The sequence below is a fragment of the Arthrobacter sp. UNC362MFTsu5.1 genome (genome assembly GCF_000685965.1).
Taxonomy (GTDB): Bacteria; Actinomycetota; Actinomycetes; order Actinomycetales; family Micrococcaceae; genus Arthrobacter.
This window is the reverse complement of sequence record NZ_JMLE01000035.1, coordinates 1-15,119: the sequence shown is the minus strand read 5'-3', so window position 1 is coordinate 15,119 and position 15,119 is coordinate 1. Positions and strand designations below refer to the sequence as shown.

The following is a 15,119-nucleotide window of genomic DNA, read 5'->3' as shown; positions in this document are numbered from 1 at the left end:
ACTCACACACCAGGCAACGAGTCGTTGCGGCCACACGTCCTTACCCAAATTGGCTCGCGGACCAATGCCGCGCGGTAATTAGGGCCTCCCGTTGCGCAGGAACCACAAGGGCCTGCGAAGGATTCGGCGCCTCTCGATCCCCGCTGGCAGGTCCCTGTCGAGGTTCCAGGATTCGACGCCGGTCTCTTCCCAGATACCGAAAAGCTCGTCGGATCGGTTGCCGTGCCTGTACTGGGCCTCCTCGGGAAAGACCGGCAGAGCGTCGAGAAATACAACGTGCCGGCCGGTGGTCAGCTGGAGCTCCGGAATCAGGTCATCGGGACGTTCAGTGAGGACCCATCCCGTGAATTTCCGTCCTTTGATGACTTTCCGACTGCCTGCGACGAACACGCCGTGTTGAGGCACAGTGTTGCTTTTGAGGACGCTCAATGTCATGTTTGCGAAGGCCTCTTTTACCGCCTCAGAACCCGTGTTCACCCCTAGAAAGAGCTCAACGGCGTGCTGCCTTGCTCCCGGGCCGTGGCGGGTGGCGCCGGCCGACGCATAGAGGTGGACGCCCATCCGGCTCCTACCCTTAGGCCACTCGAAGACGCCCAGGGATTCGCCTGAACGGGTACGCATCTCGTGATACTCCGGCTCGGATCCGACCACTGCTGCGTAGTGCTCACGCAGCTCCTCAACCACCGTTATGCTCCCCATGTGGTCCATCTAAGCATCGCTCTTTGCGGGAAACGTAGCTATCTGGAGGGGTGGGTTTTTGCTTCGATCCTCCTTTGTTCTGAGGAAGGGAAGATGCGGCCCCGGTGGATAGCCCGCCGTTTCACCGTCCGGCGGGCTATCTTTCGCAACGCGAGGATCAGGCGTAGGTCAGGCTGATCAGCAGCGCCTTGAGTTGGGCGTATTGGTCAGTTGCCATCCAGGCCCTGGCTGCGCCCCTGTTGAGGAACGCGGGGTCGTTGAACAGAACACGGGTGCTCAGGCCGCCGTTGGCCGTTGACACGAGATTGCACCACGATGAGGCGCCCTCACCCTGCTCCAGGGAGCGGGGATCGCTTAGCCCCATGAAGTAGGCCTCACCATCACCATAGGACTCCACGACGAACCCGAAAATGGGCTCGGTGCCGTCCGGTGCAGCCATCCCAGGAACAGCCGCTTGATCGAATACCCGACGGGATACGGGGCCGCCAGCACAACCAGCGGTCATGCCATTTCCCAGGAAGAGCAGATCATTGCCTGCACTGTCAGTGACGATCGCTTCCATGCCGGGGAGGCCTGCAGGCGGGAGCGCGGTTCGCACCGTCCATGCCTCCGGATAGGCGAAGGAGATGTGTCCGTCCGGGAATGTGAAGGTTTTCAGTGCCGGAGCTGCATGCTTCGCCGACGAGGCGGGCACTGCTGACGCTGATACCGCACTGGTGGCAGGAACCGCCGGTGCCGCGGAAGAAGCTGAGAGAAATGCCAGCGCTGGCGTGGGTTCGGCCGTGTCGTTCACGGTTACGTTCGAGGCGGCGGCAGAGCCAGTTCCTGGCTGTAGCCCACATCCGGCAAGTACAAGGCCGACGGCGAAACTCGCCATCGTGACGGCCGTGAAGATTCCGGCGCGATTGGAATTCATTGTTGTAACCCCCAATATCTGTGACGGCGGGCTGAATGTCCCGCTTGATATCTAAATTTCCGGGAGCTCGCCTGAAGTTACAGGCAGGGCAGAAAAACCGAACTTGGACTGAGTGAGGTATGGCGACAGGGTGTTTCGCCGGGTCGCGGCGAGCGCGGCTTGCAATACTGTTCCGCATGGAAACTTCTAGGGACGCCTGGAAGATCACGACACACGACTGGTCCAAGCAGGTGGATCGTGATCATCTTGCGCAAATACAGAGAAATGCGGACGTGTACGCGCGGAAGGGGACAATTCACCTGATTCTTGAAGTGCTTGCCTATGCAGTAGACGAAGCCGAACACCATGGCAGGCCAGCGCATATTACGATCACAGTTCACTCGGATGGATCAGTGTCCGTCGCGGACACTGGGCGGGGGACTGATACACGCACCGACGACCAGGGCCGGACGGTCCGAAAGCCAGTGATGGCCACCAAGGACATTCGGTTCTTCGATTCCCGGGAGACTGTAGGGCTACCGGACGGGCTGCCGCGGCGCGGGATGTCGGTTGTCGCTGCACTTAGCACCTGGCTCGCGCATACCAACCGCAGGCTCAATGGGTCCTGGACTCAGCGCTACGAGCATGGCATACCTGTGACAGGTCTAACCGATATTCCCGGGGACGGCACGACAGGAACGATCGTGCATTTCCTGCCGGACGCGGACTTCGTCAAGCCCGCCGAGGTCACAGTAGGCGAGCTCCGCCAATTGGCTAAGCCACCAGTTCCCTCGCTCACAATTGAAATCCGGGAAGGGAAAGAGAACTCGGCTGTCTATTCGTCGGAAACGTCGTCCTGATCTTTCTCTCCGCGGCTCCGGAATAGCACGTCGGACGCGGCCTCTATGACCGCCTGAACCACAGCCCCGATTGCCTCCAAAAGGATTGACATGCGGCCACGATACGACCAACGGCGTGCAGCGCCAAGATGGCTGCCCCTGCTTGACTGCAACACTCGCGGGTGGAGCCAACCGAGAGCACTGCGCCGCCCTTGAGGGATGTTCAACGTCTGGACACGGGGCTATTCTTCACCACATGAACGAACACACGGTTCCGAGCGGCGGGTATTTGTTTGAGTTCAGAGGGAAGCACCCCCTCCGTCAGACAGCGCGATGGGTAACCGGTGTCGGGTTAGCTGGGGTCGGAATGGCAATCGCGGTCATAGGAACCGCGTCAAATTTGTATTTGTCCATGCCCTTGGGCATCGCGGTAGCAGCTCTCGGCGCCGTCGTGCTGGTTTGGTATGCAATGACCAAAAACAAGACGAAGCAAGCGTCCGCTCCCGTTCGGGCAGGAAAGCATCACATCAGGAACGCAGATAAGGCAGCCGCAAAAGAATCTGTGGCGGCTGATCTTGCCCTTATAGCAAACCTCTATTCCCAGGGCGCTCTCACCGCAGAAGAATTCGTTGCCGCAAAGCGGCGCATCCTAGATATCTGACGACCTGTCCGAACCTGCGAGACTTGCCCAATGATTACCGAGCACGCGCTGCTTCCCGTTATTTCCGGCCAAGAAGACGATTTTGAGGCAGCCTTCGATCGCGCTCGGTTGGTTATTGCGTCGATGCCAGGCTTTGTCTCGTTGTCGCTCTCGCGTTCGATCGAAACTCCCGGCACATATTTGCTGCTTGTGCAGTGGGACAGTTTGGAGGACCACACCGTTGGTTTCAGGGGATCCCCGCAATATCAGCAGTGGCGGCAACTACTGCACAGATTTTACAAACCGTTTCCCTTGGTCGAACACTTCGAGCTCGTTAACTCTGCTCCTCGGTAGAGAGCCCGTGGGCTAACCGGCTTCCGTGGCCCTGGCAAAGAAGAGCCAGCTTAGTTTTCGGGCATGGATTCGTCGGGCATGAGATTTCCTCCATCTGGAAACTGGGCGATAAGTCCTTCGATGCGTGTCCTGCGCCTCGGGATCCATATCGGATACCAGAGGGCTACACCGGCAAACCCGATGGTGGCGAGTACCCAGAACCAGGGGTGATCCGGATTCTCGAGGGTCAGGAAAACGCCCATCGCGGCAAATGCACCAAACAGCAGAGGCCCGGCCCAGATCATGTAGCGCTCTTGGGCGGCGATCTTGGTCAACTCGGGAATCCACTGTTCAGCGGCGGCGCCTTCCGGGAGGCGCCCTTTCGATACCGCCTGTTTCAGGTTGGTCACAGTGGGCCAGCCTTCGGGCTTCTGCCTTTCTTTGGCACGTTGCCGGCGGGTGAACCACAAGGCAAAGCCGCCCACCGCCAGGCCCAACGCCCCCGTGACGGCGATCTCGATTGGCTCCACTTGCTCTCCCTGGAGGAGTTTCATCCCAAGCATGAAGACTGTGTATACGACGGCGATTCCCAGAACCAGAGCCCACCTCGGTGCCCGGCGCAGCAGCCGTACCCAGCCACTTACCTCGTCATCGTCCACATCAATCCCCTTCGAATGTTTATCAGCAGTGACGTCCTCGAGCCGTACGCGGCACCTCTCGGACTATCACCGCAGCGCGCGCAGGTACCGCCTCTGAATGATCCGCTGTGCAATCAGGAGGAGCGGGAAAAGCAATCGCCATGGTTGTTGAGGAGCTGCTCGCGTGAGCGAGCGAATGGTGAGGTGCACTTCGTCGCCACTACGGTGTACCAAAAAGGCTTCCTCGCCATCGACGGGGTGCCCCGGCCTAGTGCGGTACGAAAACCCCGATCTGTCCGGTTCTTGGACGACGTCTACCACTTCGACTGGTTCGACGACGGAGAGGCCACACAGGCGCGCAGTTACGACGACCCGGTCGCCCGGCGATGCCGGACCTGGGGAGTCCACGACAAACCCACTCGCGGTTTTCACTTTCCAAAGAAGCACCTCAAGAGCGACACGCTCCCAAACAGCGTCGCCGCTCCCGACGAATGCCGTCACTTCTGAACGGCGGTATTTGAGGTCGCTGAGGGGCCATTGGTCAAGATGCGGGCTCGTCATGCGTCATCTCTTGGCCATTCTGAGTTGCGTCAGTCTTCCGGCTTTGCCGGGCCGCAATGATGCCGTCTCGCGTCGCCGCCCGGATTACCCCATAGAGGACATAAAAGAAAATGGCCGCAAGGACGGCAGTTAAGACAATATCCATAGTTCTTCCCCCAAAGATTCGCTGGTCCGAGAAGGACACCGCAAGCCTACTTCAGGTGCAATACTCACTTTTACTCAGCGATTTCCGGAAGGAGAACCCTTTGCCATCGTGAGCGGTCTTTACGGGCGGCAACGCCTTCTACCGTTGGCCGATGGTTCACCGGGACACCACGGTCACAGCTGCCACAAGCGTCGTTTACCGCGATAAATGTCCGTCTGAGGATGTGTATGCGACTGCGGATAGATCATCCTCCGCTTGAAGTTGTGGGCACTTCCTGCACTGACTGCCTATCGAGCAGGTGCCCAACCTTTTCCACGAAGCTTTCGTTGTGAGCCCGAAAAGCCTGCCGCTGTGCAATCGCAAGGGCGACCGGGGACTCAACAACAGTTTCCATCGTGAGCTTGCAGCCAGTTGTGCTGGGTTCCAGAATGTACGTTGTCTGGACCGACGGCTGAAGTGGCGAGCAGATCGATCTGGTTACGGCAGAGCGGTAAGGAACTTCTTTGACAACTTCTACACAAGAAACCTGACCATCTCCAGAAATGAAGCACTGCCGTTCGCCTTCGCCTTCCGGGGTGCCCGGCACTTTGAACGCCTGAGCAGCACCCTCTATCAGGACGGCCACTTGAGCGGGCCGGATAAGCTCCCAAACGGTTTCTGGGGCGTGCTTGTACTCTGCCGTGGCAGATGAATGAAAGGTATGTGGACGGAATGGTTTTCCTGCCAGGAACCGTTGCGTGTTTCTGCCGCGGCGATGGTGGGCCCAGACATAGGGCAGCGTCAGCATGATCCCACACGCCAGAAGCGCGAGAACGACAACGCCGCGGGGGTCCTGCCTTTGCAGCTGGGAGACTCCGTACAGCCCGAGTGCAAAAAATCCAGCTATTTGGAGGATAAATGCATAAACTTCAACTGCTCTCTTCACCAGATAACAGTGACATGGCACTGCGAATGAAGTTGGCAGGATGGCACTAAGAACGGTTGGTGCCGACCCGGATACTCTTTGAGGATGCCCGCGCCCTTCTTCTCCAAATGTCGGGTGTCAGCCCTACCTCCGGTAAGGGATCCTCTAGGACACATCCCCTCAACATAACGTGATGGCTAAGATTCAGGACGTGACGGGTACAGCACGTGCCAAATTGGGGGAGATATGAAGATGGTCATTCTTGCAATTGCCGCGTGGGTCTTGACTGGCCTCATCGCACTTCTCGGGATTAGTGCCGGTGCGACCATATGGTTCTACATGGAGCCGGTCGTCGATTCAGTGCCTGATCCGGCGAGCTACTTTGTCGCCGTCGGTGCCGGGTTGCTGGCATTGTTCCTCAGCTTCGCTGTCAGCGTCGGCATTACTGTACAAGCAGCCCGCTACACGGCCGCAGAGAAATTCAAGTAACCCCTCTACGGACTTTCCTGGCAGGTGGAAGGGACTTCCTTCGGCCGCAAGACCTAGGCCGATGTTCGGCGAGTCCCGTGAGTATCTGTCGGGTCCCAGCTTCGAATCAGGGCTGCATCTGCGGAGCGGGATGCCCCGTGGTTCTGCGGAGGACCAGGTGGGGTGTTCTGACGAGATGGGCTGGCGGTTGGGGGGTTTCTATCCGTTCGACGGCGCGGTCAACGGCTGCGGCGGCAAGGAGCGGGGCGTCCTGGCTGATGGAGGAGAGCTGTACGTAGCTGAGGCGGGCGAATTGGCTGTCGTCGTAACCGAGGACGGAAACGTCGGTAGGTACCTGCAGTCCGGTTGCCCGGAGGCTTTCCATGACGCCGAGGGCTGCCCTGTCGTTGAAGGCGATGATGGCTGATGGCATGTCGCCTATCAGGGACTGGCCGGCTCTCAGGCCGTCCTCTTCGGTTGGGCCGCCGGGCACGGTTACGGGTTCCAGCCCGTGCCGGAGCATCTCGGTGTGGAAGGCTGCCCGGCGTTGGTCTGCGGAGACGGCTGTTCCGCCGTCGACGTGGACAATGCGGCGGTGACCGAGGGCGGTGAGGTGGTCCACGGCGATCCGGATACCAGCGTGGTCATCACTGCTGACCGAATCGACGGACTCGCCGACGTCGTTGCGGAGCAGGCTCACAAGGGGCACCTGGCCGGCATAGCGGGCCAGGTCCTGGTTGCTGAGCGTGGGGGAGATCAGGATGAGCGCTTCGGAGCCGAAATCCAGCAGCGCCTCAATGGCCCGTTCTTCGGGCCGGCCGTTGGCCACCGCGCTGAGGGCAATTTCGTAGCCTCTGGCGGCGGCTTCGGCGTAGGCGGCGTCGACTATTTCGGTGTGGAAGGGCTGGGAGCTGGAGAAACTCAGGCCCAGGAGCTTGGTCCGGCTGCTGCGGAGCAACCGGGCCCGGGAGTCCGGCCGGTAGCCGAGTTCGCGGGCGGCCTCCATGACCTTCTGCCGTGTCGGCTCCGACGCCCCGGGCGCCCCGCGCATCACGATGGACACCAGCGCCCTGGAGACTCCGGCCGCGCGGGCCACGTCCATCAGGGTGGGGCGGCGCTGCTGTTCGGTCATGTTTCCTCCTTGATGGAGACAGTCTATAGAACGATCTAGACAGGTCCATTATCGCCATGCCACCATGGAGTTACTAGAACGATCTAGATCCGAACTTCAGGAGTTGTCATGAGCTATCTTCAGCATCCGGTCAGTGAAGACCGGCCGGTCCGTATCGGCCTGATCGGGGCGGGATGGATTGGAAATTTCCACGCTGAGTCAGTCGCCCGGCGCATCCCCGGCGCCCGCCTGGAAGCAATCGCCGATCCGGCGCTTCCGGCCGTGGAGGCCCTGGCCGGCCGTCTGGGCGTCGCCAAGATCAGCGCTGATCCGGCCGACGTGATCAATGATCCCGACGTCGAGGCCGTCCTGATCGCGGCGCCGGCACGCTTCCACTCCGGTCTGATCGCGGCCGCGGCCCGGGCCGGAAAGCATGCCTTCTGTGAGAAGCCCGGCGGGCGCACGGTGGAAGAACTCGATGAAGCCCTCGACGCGGCTAATGCTTCCGGGGTGGTTGTCCAGTTCGGCTTCAACCGGCGCTATGCGGCCGATTTCGCCGCGGCTCGCAAGCTTATTGACGACGGCGCCGTGGGCACCCCGCAGCTGCTGCGGTCCCTGACCCGGGATCCAGGCAGCACAGCCGGCATCACCAACCCGGAGCGGATTCCGCCGGGAACGATCTTCCTCGAAACCCTCATTCACGACTTCGACACCCTGAACTGGCTCAACCCCGGCGCCGTCCCCGTCCGCGTCCACGCAGTGGCTGACGCCCTGGTTGCACCCGAGGCGAAAGCCGGCGGACTCCTGGACACCGCCGTCGTGACCATCACCTACAGCAACGGCGCGATTGCCGTTGCCGAGGCGAACTTTAACGCCCTCTACGGCTACGACGTGCGCGGTGAAGTGTTCGGCTCCGCGGGCATGGTCACCGCGGGAGGGCCGCAGGCCTCTAGCGCCACGAGCTACACCGCCGCCGGCATCGGCTCGGCCACCGTCCGCCTGAACGTGGATCTCTTCCACGACGCCTACACTGCGGAACTAGCCCACTTCGTCGACGCCGTGAAGGCCAGCCGCGACAGCCTCCAGGCTCCCGGTGCCCCTGGCCCCGGGGGCGCCGACGCTCGGAACGCCCTCACGATAGCCTTGGCCGCCGTCCGTTCGGCGGAGACCGGCCTGCCGGTGGATGTTGCATCGATCGCGGAGCTACGTCCCGCCGAGCCCGAACTTCACGTGACGGGTGGAAAGGCGTGAGTTTCCGCCTGGCCGTGTGCGCCGAGATGGTCTACGGCGACCTTCCCCTGATCGAACGCGTGCACAGGATCCACGAGCAGGGATTTGAAGTTGAGCTCTGGGACACCCGGGGCAGGGACATCGCCGCACTCGCCGCAACGGGGGCCAGGTTCTCCTCGATGAGCGGCTACTTCGGCGGCAGCCTCATCGACCCTGCCAGCGCCGGCGAGGTGCTGGCATCGGCGGAAAAGCTGATTCCTGTCGCCCTTGAACTCGGCGTCGAACGGATGGTGGTGCACCCGGCAGAGCTCGGAGAAGGCGGCCTGGCCGTCCGTCCCGTCCACCGCTCCACCGGACAGATGTGGCTGACCGGACTGCGCACCCTTGAAGGCCTGGCTGCTCTCGGCGAGAAGCACGGCGTGACCTTCGCGCTGGAGAACCTGAACACCATCCTTGACCACCCGGGCATACCGCTCGCCAGAGCCAAGGACACCATGGCGCTGGTTGCGGCTGTGGACCACCCCAACGTCAAGATGATGTTGGATCTCTACCACGCCCAGATCGGCGAGGGAAACCTGATCGAACTCGTCAGGGCCGCACTGCCCTGGATCGGGGAAATCCAGGTAGCCGACGTCCCGGGCCGGTTCGAACCCGGCACCGGAGAGGTCAACTACCGGGCCGTGGCCACCGCCCTAAAAGAAGCCGGCTATACCGGTGTCATCGGCCTCGAGGCCGGAGCCTCCGGCGGCCCGGGCCCGGAATCAGGAGACACCGCCCTCGCCGCCTTCCGCGCCGCCTTCGACAGCTGAGCACCACCCAACACGCCCGTTTCCCCACCGAGTCAGCGCCCTGCCGTGTTCAGGGCAGGGCGCCGACTCATCCTTGGAATCAAAGGAGATCCACCTTATCGGCAAACGTAGCCGCGTCGGTCTCCCACCTGGTAGCGGCCTGCGAGAGGATCCTTCCGTACGGAGCATCTGCATGGCGTGGTGGTCAACTGGTCTCAGTGTGGCCTGACCGATGATTCTCCGCGCCATGCTGGTCTGTACAACGGATACCGGCTCAGGGGAGACTGACGCCATGCGCACCTTGACCTTCGGCATGAACCTGAGCGTCGACGGCTACATCGCGGCGCCCGGCGACGATCTCGGCTGGAGCGCACCGAGCGACGAGCTGTTCCAATGGTGGTCCGACCGGGTGGGGGCAACGGGCCTCGCGCTGTACGGCCGCAAACTGTGGGAGACGATGAGCTCCCACTGGCCGACCGCCGACCAGCAGCCTGACGCCACACCGGCGCAGATCGAGTTCGCCCGCCGCTGGCGGGACATGCCTAAAGTGGTGTTCTCCTCGACGGCCAGCACGGTCGACTGGAACACCCGCCTGGTCACCGGCGACGCGGTCACCGAGATCAGCCGGCTCAAGGCCGACGACGGCGGCCCCATGGATATCGGCGGTGCCACACTCGCCGCGGCGGCCATGCGGGCCGGACTGATCGACGAGTACGTGATCGTCACCCATCCGGTCCTAGTGGGCGGCGGCACGCCATTCTTCACAGCCCTGGACAACTGGGTGAACCTGGACCTGGTCGAGAACCGGACGTTCCCGGAGGTGTGGTCCTAACCAGGTACGAGACCAGGCGCTGACTGCCCACCGTCGGACCCACTCGGGCGTCGGGCCACCCAACACGGATCTAAATGTCGGTGATCATCGACTTGGCCCCAATCCCTCACAGGGCAGCCGCGCTGGTCCGTATGAGCCAATCTTTCACTAGCGCGGCAGTAAGATCCGGGCGCTCGAGATGAGCGTTATGGCCAGCAGCGTCAAGCACCGCGTAGGTGCCCCGGACATAGTGGTTGCGGAGTTTCCACCCATCCTCGTAGCCAGTTACATGGTCCTGACGCCCGAAAAGGTGCAACGAGGGCGCCTCGAAGGGAGCAGGGTGCGCGACCTCCGGTTCTACAGAGAGCGCGTACTCCGCTGCCACCCGATCGAGAACGGTTTGGTTCGCTGTGCGAAGACCAGGGAGCACATATCGAGTGAATGCCTCGAGCGTCGCCTCGCTCTGGACGACGGTCATCTTTTCGTAGTCATCCCTCCCCTGTCCAGCCAAAGCTAGAACAGAAGGGTCCTCTCGGACAACCTGCCGGCGGGGAAGGCTACGCGCCTCATGGGTCGGTTCGTACACACCCGCAAGAGTAGCCAGGCCAAGGACCTGATCTCGAAGCTCATGAGCGACGTAGCGGGCAATCATTCCTCCGAAGGAGTTGCCGATCAGCGCGAAGGGCCGGTCTCCGAGATACGCATGGATGTCGTCCAGCGCCCCTTGCGCGACGTGGTCCGTGCTGGTGACGTTGATGTCAGCATTCCCCGCGGCCCATGGTAGGTCGATATAGATCTGCTGCCATCCGCACTCATCGATGGCGTCCTCCAACGGCAGCATGATCCGATGATCTACACCGAATCCGTGGATTACGACGAGCGGAAGTCCTTCTCCTAAGATTTGAGCAATCACGAACCAGAGCCTACAGGCCCAGTTGGAGCCATCAGCGTTCACGTGGGGCGCGCATTTTCCCGACCACATGCCGCTCAGCGAACGAACGATGATCGGAACGATGTCCCATTGAGTCCGAGCCGTGGGTTTGGGGCAGGATGGCAGTTCTTGCCGTTGGCACGATCATATCCATCATCTGGGCGACTCGGTTTTCATTGTGGCAACGCGAGGAGTACTGGCGCGAACGCGGCAGAGACCCGAAGCATCCCGAACGCTTCCCTGAGCGCTCAGACGATCACTAGCCGCACACCACAAGAGGCAGGAGTACATGTGAAGAATTTTGCTCCCAGCTATGGAGGAGTGGGACTTGACCCGCTGTTCGTCGTGGCTTTTCCGCCGTCATGTTCGTGATTCTGGGAATCAGCGCGATCGTGATCCTGAGGCGGCGTAAATAGAGGGAAGAGCTGTTGGTCGATGTTTGCGAAGGAAGTTCCACCGGGCGAACCCTGACCGGGCCGAAAAAAATGGTCATCCGACGTGCCGAACCAGTTGTTGCCAAGAATTGGTCGCTCAGAGGATAGCGACCCTTACCCGGCGGAGATCTGGCCGGCCAGCCCAGATCACGTGCCGAGCATCGTCCGTCCCGTCTCGTAGTCAAGGGTTCCGTCGGCATTGAGATCCTGCAACCTGTCGGCCACTCGCTGTGCTAAGCCCGGAGCGCAGGAGAGCGCGATGAATCGTTCCGAGATGGCATCCACCAGACAGCCCATACGGGCGAATTCCTCGGCAATGGTGCGCCATCGGTTGTCCGGTTCATGCGGATCTGTTAGCAGTGCCCTAAAGGTAAAGTTGCCACCGTCCAGCAGGATCCCGGTTGCCACTAAGGGGCCTTTCTGGGATCGAACGACGTTGACCACGTCGCCGAAATTCAGATCGTAGACGTATGCGGGTATTCCCAAAAGAGTAACTTGACCGCCCGGCTCGGTACGACCGTTGATGCCTTCCCAGATTCGGTCACCGTTATTCTCCTCCGGCAAGGGAAACCACACAGTGGTGTCTGCAGCGCGGGCCTCGTTCAAGGGCGTGAGCTGATTGTCGCTCCAATGAGCAACCACGCTTGGGTGCTCCCTATAGTCATTCACGACCTCAGACTAGCCAGTTTGGCTGTCCATCTCTGAGGTATACAGTTGAGTTTTCGGCGCATATCACCAAGTTTCTCCGGGCTCGTTCGGCCGCAACGTGACGTGAAAGCCAGATCGGATTCAACCCGTCGCTACGGCCCTGATTGGCGCCGGACTAATGATATTGACCGTTTTTGATTATCTGTTCGAGGAACCTCCTGCGGTTCCTGTTCCTTGGCGAAGGCGAAATCGCCCAGTCACCAGAGAAGTGCTCCGGGAAGCAGTACCAGATGTCACTCAACGCCCCTGGGTCCATGTCGGGTGACGAGCGCTGGTCTGAGCGCGGGCTGCGGGAGCGCCGGCCGGCCGCCGGGCGACTACCTCTTCAAGGACAAGTCCGGCGGGACCTGGTGGATCATCTTCCACCAGTTCCCGACCGATGACCCCCACACCCCCCGCTGCCACGGAGACGTCCTGGCATGCAGCGAATCCCACGAGGAACTGATTCACGTTCGAGTGCTCGCCGCCGACGTCAGCCGCAACGAAGCCGACGCGGCATTCCGGGATAACAAGCCGTCCAACTATGAGGAAGCGGAAAAGTTGCCGCACAGATCGGCCCCAGGCCAGAAGCCACATTGACGAGAATCGGTGGCAAGAAACAAACACCCGTTGTCTCGTAAAACAACAGCTTTCCAAGACGCCGACTCATGGCCAGATGAGCCGGCCGGGCGGCTGGAAAATTGGGCTCACCGATGTCTCGGTAACGCGTCTCATCATTAATTGTCTCAGCGAAGCTGCTCCCGGGACTTTTCGAGTCACTGGGTTATAGGCACGTGAGTACTTCTAGGCAGGACGCCCACAACTCGACGCCCTGGTCGGCGCCGGCGTGCAGAAACGCGAGTCTTCGCCGACGGGACGTGCAAGACGGCAGTCGAGCGCCCAGGAATGAAAAAGGCTCCTCGAGTACGCCGTGAAGGGCGACACCGTCTTTGTGTGGCGGTCGACCGGTTGGGCAGGTCGCTGATCGAAGTGCCCAACACAGTGACCCTGCTGCGCGACTGCGGGATCCCTGTGCGCTCGATCGCCCACGCCGCCGTTTCAACGGACCTAGTCGGCGTCGGCAGCGGAAACGGCTGCCCAAGTCGAAAGCAGAAGCAATCCGCAAGCGCAGAAGTGCGAAGAACAGAAAGTTGGAAAGCTGTTCACACTGCTGGAATGAGCCTTTCCCTAACGGCTGACGGCGCGTGCCGCGGTGGGACAGAACCACGCGAACGCTGGACTAACCCTCTTGCCGCTGACTGCTTGCCCTGATGACCAGGCGTGCAGGATGAATCACTGGGTCCCGGCCGGGTGTTGGGTTTTCGATGTCCGCGAGAAGGAGACGGCCGGCCTGGGTGGCCATTTCTGACGTTGGCTGACTGATCGTAGTCAACGGAAGCTCGCCCGGCGCCGCTAGATGGTCATCAAAGCCCACGAGGGCTATGTCCGCCGGGACTGAGCGTCCCGCAGCCTGGATAGCGGTTATAGCGCCGCGGGCCATGAGGTCGGACGCGGCAAAGATGCCATCCACGCGGCTGTCCTCGGCCAAGAGCCGTTCCGCAGCCTCCATGCCTCCGGCCGGGGTAAAATCTCCCTCGATGACGGGCCCCGGCGGCAGTCCGGCTTCTCTCAGACCGGTGTGCCAGCCGGCGAGTCGATCTGCGGCTGCTGTCATGTCCATCGGGCCGGTAATTGTTCCCAAGTGCTTCCGGCCGGCGGCTGCGAGGTGAAGCGCGGCAAGTCGGCCGCCTTCGAAATTGTCCACGTCAATGTAGTGGATGCCGAGGCCGGTATCCCAGGGCCGTCCGATGAATACGGTGGGCAGGCCCGAGTCGGCGAGCTTCTCGGTCCAGCCGTCTGCTTTGTGGTGCGAGACAACAATGGCGCCGTCGACGTGACCTCCGCGCAAGTAGCGGACCGTCCGGGATGGATCGTCATCTGGCCGGGACATGAGCAGAACCAATTGCATTTCCGTGTCGCGGATCGCCTCGGTTATGCCGGTGATGACGGCGGCAAAGAACGGATCCGCCATGACCCGGGCATTGGGTTCGTTGATGACCAGGGCAATCGAGGAGGTCCGGCGTGTGACGAGGCTGCGTGCCGCCCGGTTCGGGGTATACCCGAGAGAAATAACGGCGGCGTCAACGGCAGTTTGGGCTGCCACGCTGACCCGGGAACCACCGTTGATGGCTCTTGAAGCCGTCGAGCGGGAAACTCCGGCCGCTCTCGCAAGGTCCTCTAGTGTTGGGGAGGGCCCGGCCCGCCCTTCTCGGTCAACCCGAGGGCTCGGTTCGCTCATCACTCTGACGATACAACCTCTTCGGTCCTCCCCGTGACCATTTCCGCGTGTACGCCGGGCGGCCGCCTGCTTGCAGCCCGTATGCGGCATCGCCCTGGTGTACGGCCAAAACCCGAGCGAGCCTTAGGAATCGATCCCTCGGCGATCGCCCACCTTTGTCCCTGATTAGTCTCTCATCGGAATTTTTCGCGCAAGTTGCGCGCGTTTCGGGGCCAGCAGTGCCGCGCGGACGAGGTGCTCCGCCCGCAGCGTCGCGGCATTCAGCCTCGCCGCCTGTTCCCGGTAGCTTTCCCCTGCCGGACCGGGGCCAGCGATCTGCGGTGCCAGCTCCGTCATCATTTGCGCGGCTTGCTGGCCCAGGTGCGAAAAAAACTGCTCAGGATCGGGTATCCCGGCGTAACTGACAGGCGCCCACTCCTGCCATAACTTCTGCGCGTGCGCGCCATATTTGTTCACTGAGGCCTCTCCCTGTGCCACGCATGGCTCCTGGATCACAGTTGACCCGACGCCGCAAGATTGCTGCCTGGCGAGCGTGATGAAAATGGGCAAAATTCGGCGCGACGGGCCCGAAGGATGCCGTCGCCGCGCCGTGTCAACTCAGGAAACCCCGCTCAGGTCGTCGAAGTAGTAGGTACGGTCTGACGGCATGGGTGCGTAGCCGCCGGCGCCGACGAAGTAGTCGAAGAAGACACTCACCTTGTTGTAG

The 15,119-nt window shown here is 61.5% G+C and carries 17 protein-coding genes and 1 pseudogene; 8 read left to right on the top strand and 10 right to left on the bottom strand.

Features of this window, described 5'->3' with window-relative positions:
- Positions 1 to 78: 78 nt before the first annotated feature.
- Positions 79 to 708, bottom strand: coding sequence for a suppressor of fused domain protein (locus tag BS38_RS0121620; protein ID WP_028272657.1), 630 nt, complete (start codon positions 706 to 708; stop codon positions 79 to 81).
- 148 nt (positions 709 to 856) lie between these two features.
- Complete coding sequence (locus BS38_RS27735) at positions 857 to 1,492, bottom strand: hypothetical protein (RefSeq protein WP_028272656.1); 636 nt, start codon at positions 1,490 to 1,492, stop codon at positions 857 to 859.
- A 299-nt stretch (positions 1,493 to 1,791) separates the two neighbouring features.
- On the opposite strand from BS38_RS27735, the gene BS38_RS0121610 reads away from it, so the two are divergent.
- From BS38_RS0121610 to BS38_RS0121600, 3 genes are all read left to right on the top strand, one after another.
- Positions 1,792 to 2,454 (top strand): ATP-binding protein, encoded by a 663-nt coding sequence (locus BS38_RS0121610; RefSeq protein WP_028272655.1) that lies wholly within the window; start codon positions 1,792 to 1,794, stop codon positions 2,452 to 2,454.
- Between the two features lie 235 nt (positions 2,455 to 2,689).
- Positions 2,690 to 3,094 carry an SHOCT domain-containing protein gene (locus BS38_RS27260; protein ID WP_156037213.1) on the top strand — a complete coding sequence of 135 codons (405 nt, stop codon included), beginning with the start codon at positions 2,690 to 2,692 and terminating at the stop codon, positions 3,092 to 3,094.
- A 30-nt stretch (positions 3,095 to 3,124) separates the two neighbouring features.
- Positions 3,125 to 3,427: an antibiotic biosynthesis monooxygenase family protein gene (locus tag BS38_RS0121600; protein ID WP_028272653.1), complete on the top strand. Its 303-nt coding sequence runs from the start codon at positions 3,125 to 3,127 to the stop codon at positions 3,425 to 3,427.
- 50 nt (positions 3,428 to 3,477) lie between these two features.
- Here BS38_RS0121600 and BS38_RS0121595 read toward each other — a convergent pair whose 3' ends face one another.
- The 3 genes from BS38_RS0121595 to BS38_RS27255 form a co-directional block, all read right to left on the bottom strand.
- Positions 3,478 to 4,065 (bottom strand): hypothetical protein, encoded by a 588-nt coding sequence (locus BS38_RS0121595; protein WP_028272652.1) that lies wholly within the window; start codon positions 4,063 to 4,065, stop codon positions 3,478 to 3,480.
- Between the two features lie 66 nt (positions 4,066 to 4,131).
- On the bottom strand, positions 4,132 to 4,605 hold the full coding sequence (locus BS38_RS26885) for a DUF1990 family protein (RefSeq protein WP_081819006.1): 474 nt from the start codon (positions 4,603 to 4,605) through the stop codon (positions 4,132 to 4,134).
- A 389-nt stretch (positions 4,606 to 4,994) separates the two neighbouring features.
- A complete protein-coding gene (locus tag BS38_RS27255; protein ID WP_156037212.1) occupies positions 4,995 to 5,675 on the bottom strand; it encodes a hypothetical protein in 681 nt (226 codons plus the stop codon).
- Between the two features lie 225 nt (positions 5,676 to 5,900).
- Between BS38_RS27255 and BS38_RS0121580 the strand changes: the two genes are divergently transcribed.
- Positions 5,901 to 6,143 carry a hypothetical protein gene (locus tag BS38_RS0121580; RefSeq protein WP_156037211.1) on the top strand — a complete coding sequence of 81 codons (243 nt, stop codon included), beginning with the start codon at positions 5,901 to 5,903 and terminating at the stop codon, positions 6,141 to 6,143.
- A 106-nt stretch (positions 6,144 to 6,249) separates the two neighbouring features.
- Here the strand turns inward: BS38_RS0121580 and BS38_RS0121575 are convergent, their stop codons facing one another.
- Positions 6,250 to 7,254 carry a LacI family DNA-binding transcriptional regulator gene (locus BS38_RS0121575; protein WP_028272649.1) on the bottom strand — a complete coding sequence of 335 codons (1,005 nt, stop codon included), beginning with the start codon at positions 7,252 to 7,254 and terminating at the stop codon, positions 6,250 to 6,252.
- 108 nt (positions 7,255 to 7,362) lie between these two features.
- Here BS38_RS0121575 and BS38_RS0121570 point away from each other — a divergent pair, with 108 nt between their 5' ends.
- From BS38_RS0121570 to BS38_RS25945, 3 genes and pseudogenes are all read left to right on the top strand, one after another.
- Positions 7,363 to 8,484 (top strand): Gfo/Idh/MocA family oxidoreductase, encoded by a 1,122-nt coding sequence (locus tag BS38_RS0121570; RefSeq protein ID WP_028272648.1) that lies wholly within the window; start codon positions 7,363 to 7,365, stop codon positions 8,482 to 8,484.
- A complete protein-coding gene (locus BS38_RS0121565) occupies positions 8,481 to 9,272 on the top strand; it encodes a TIM barrel protein (RefSeq protein ID WP_028272647.1) in 792 nt (263 codons plus the stop codon). Before BS38_RS0121570 ends, BS38_RS0121565 begins: the two co-directional genes overlap by 4 nt.
- A 271-nt stretch (positions 9,273 to 9,543) precedes the next feature.
- Positions 9,544 to 10,106 (top strand): annotated as a pseudogene (locus BS38_RS25945) (dihydrofolate reductase family protein).
- Between the two features lie 83 nt (positions 10,107 to 10,189).
- Here BS38_RS25945 and BS38_RS0121555 read toward each other — a convergent pair.
- Together BS38_RS0121555 and BS38_RS0121550 are read right to left on the bottom strand one after the other, a co-directional pair.
- Positions 10,190 to 10,975, bottom strand: coding sequence for an alpha/beta fold hydrolase (locus tag BS38_RS0121555; protein WP_028272646.1), 786 nt, complete (start codon positions 10,973 to 10,975; stop codon positions 10,190 to 10,192).
- 599 nt (positions 10,976 to 11,574) lie between these two features.
- Positions 11,575 to 12,096 carry a DUF4265 domain-containing protein gene (locus BS38_RS0121550; RefSeq protein ID WP_028272645.1) on the bottom strand — a complete coding sequence of 174 codons (522 nt, stop codon included), beginning with the start codon at positions 12,094 to 12,096 and terminating at the stop codon, positions 11,575 to 11,577.
- 300 nt (positions 12,097 to 12,396) lie between these two features.
- Here BS38_RS0121550 and BS38_RS25940 point away from each other — a divergent pair, with 300 nt between their 5' ends.
- Positions 12,397 to 12,714 (top strand): hypothetical protein, encoded by a 318-nt coding sequence (locus BS38_RS25940; RefSeq protein WP_051629080.1) that lies wholly within the window; start codon positions 12,397 to 12,399, stop codon positions 12,712 to 12,714.
- 640 nt (positions 12,715 to 13,354) lie between these two features.
- Here the strand turns inward: BS38_RS25940 and BS38_RS0121540 are convergent.
- Together BS38_RS0121540 and BS38_RS26565 are read right to left on the bottom strand one after the other, a co-directional pair.
- Entirely contained in the window at positions 13,355 to 14,413 is a 1,059-nt protein-coding gene (locus tag BS38_RS0121540; RefSeq protein ID WP_028272644.1) for a LacI family DNA-binding transcriptional regulator, read from the bottom strand.
- Positions 14,414 to 14,578: 165 nt separating this feature from the next.
- Positions 14,579 to 14,890: a hypothetical protein gene (locus BS38_RS26565; RefSeq protein WP_051629079.1), complete on the bottom strand. Its 312-nt coding sequence runs from the start codon at positions 14,888 to 14,890 to the stop codon at positions 14,579 to 14,581.
- Positions 14,891 to 15,119 lie beyond the last annotated feature (229 nt).

Bases quoted from the DNA above. Each gene is read 5' to 3' on its own strand.
- BS38_RS0121620 (WP_028272657.1), bottom strand. From the start codon at position 708: ATGGACCACATGGGGAGCATAACGGTGGTTGAGGAGCTGCGTGAGCAC.
- BS38_RS0121610 (WP_028272655.1), top strand. From the start codon at position 1,792: ATGGAAACTTCTAGGGACGCCTGGAAGATCACGACACACGACTGGTCC.
- BS38_RS27260 (WP_156037213.1), top strand. From the start codon at position 2,690: ATGAACGAACACACGGTTCCGAGCGGCGGGTATTTGTTTGAGTTCAGA.
- BS38_RS0121600 (WP_028272653.1), top strand. From the start codon at position 3,125: ATGATTACCGAGCACGCGCTGCTTCCCGTTATTTCCGGCCAAGAAGAC.
- BS38_RS26885 (WP_081819006.1), bottom strand. From the start codon at position 4,605: ATGACGAGCCCGCATCTTGACCAATGGCCCCTCAGCGACCTCAAATAC.
- BS38_RS0121580 (WP_156037211.1), top strand. From the start codon at position 5,901: ATGAAGATGGTCATTCTTGCAATTGCCGCGTGGGTCTTGACTGGCCTC.
- BS38_RS0121575 (WP_028272649.1), bottom strand. From the start codon at position 7,254: ATGACCGAACAGCAGCGCCGCCCCACCCTGATGGACGTGGCCCGCGCG.
- BS38_RS0121570 (WP_028272648.1), top strand. From the start codon at position 7,363: ATGAGCTATCTTCAGCATCCGGTCAGTGAAGACCGGCCGGTCCGTATC.
- BS38_RS0121540 (WP_028272644.1), bottom strand. From the start codon at position 14,413: ATGAGCGAACCGAGCCCTCGGGTTGACCGAGAAGGGCGGGCCGGGCCC.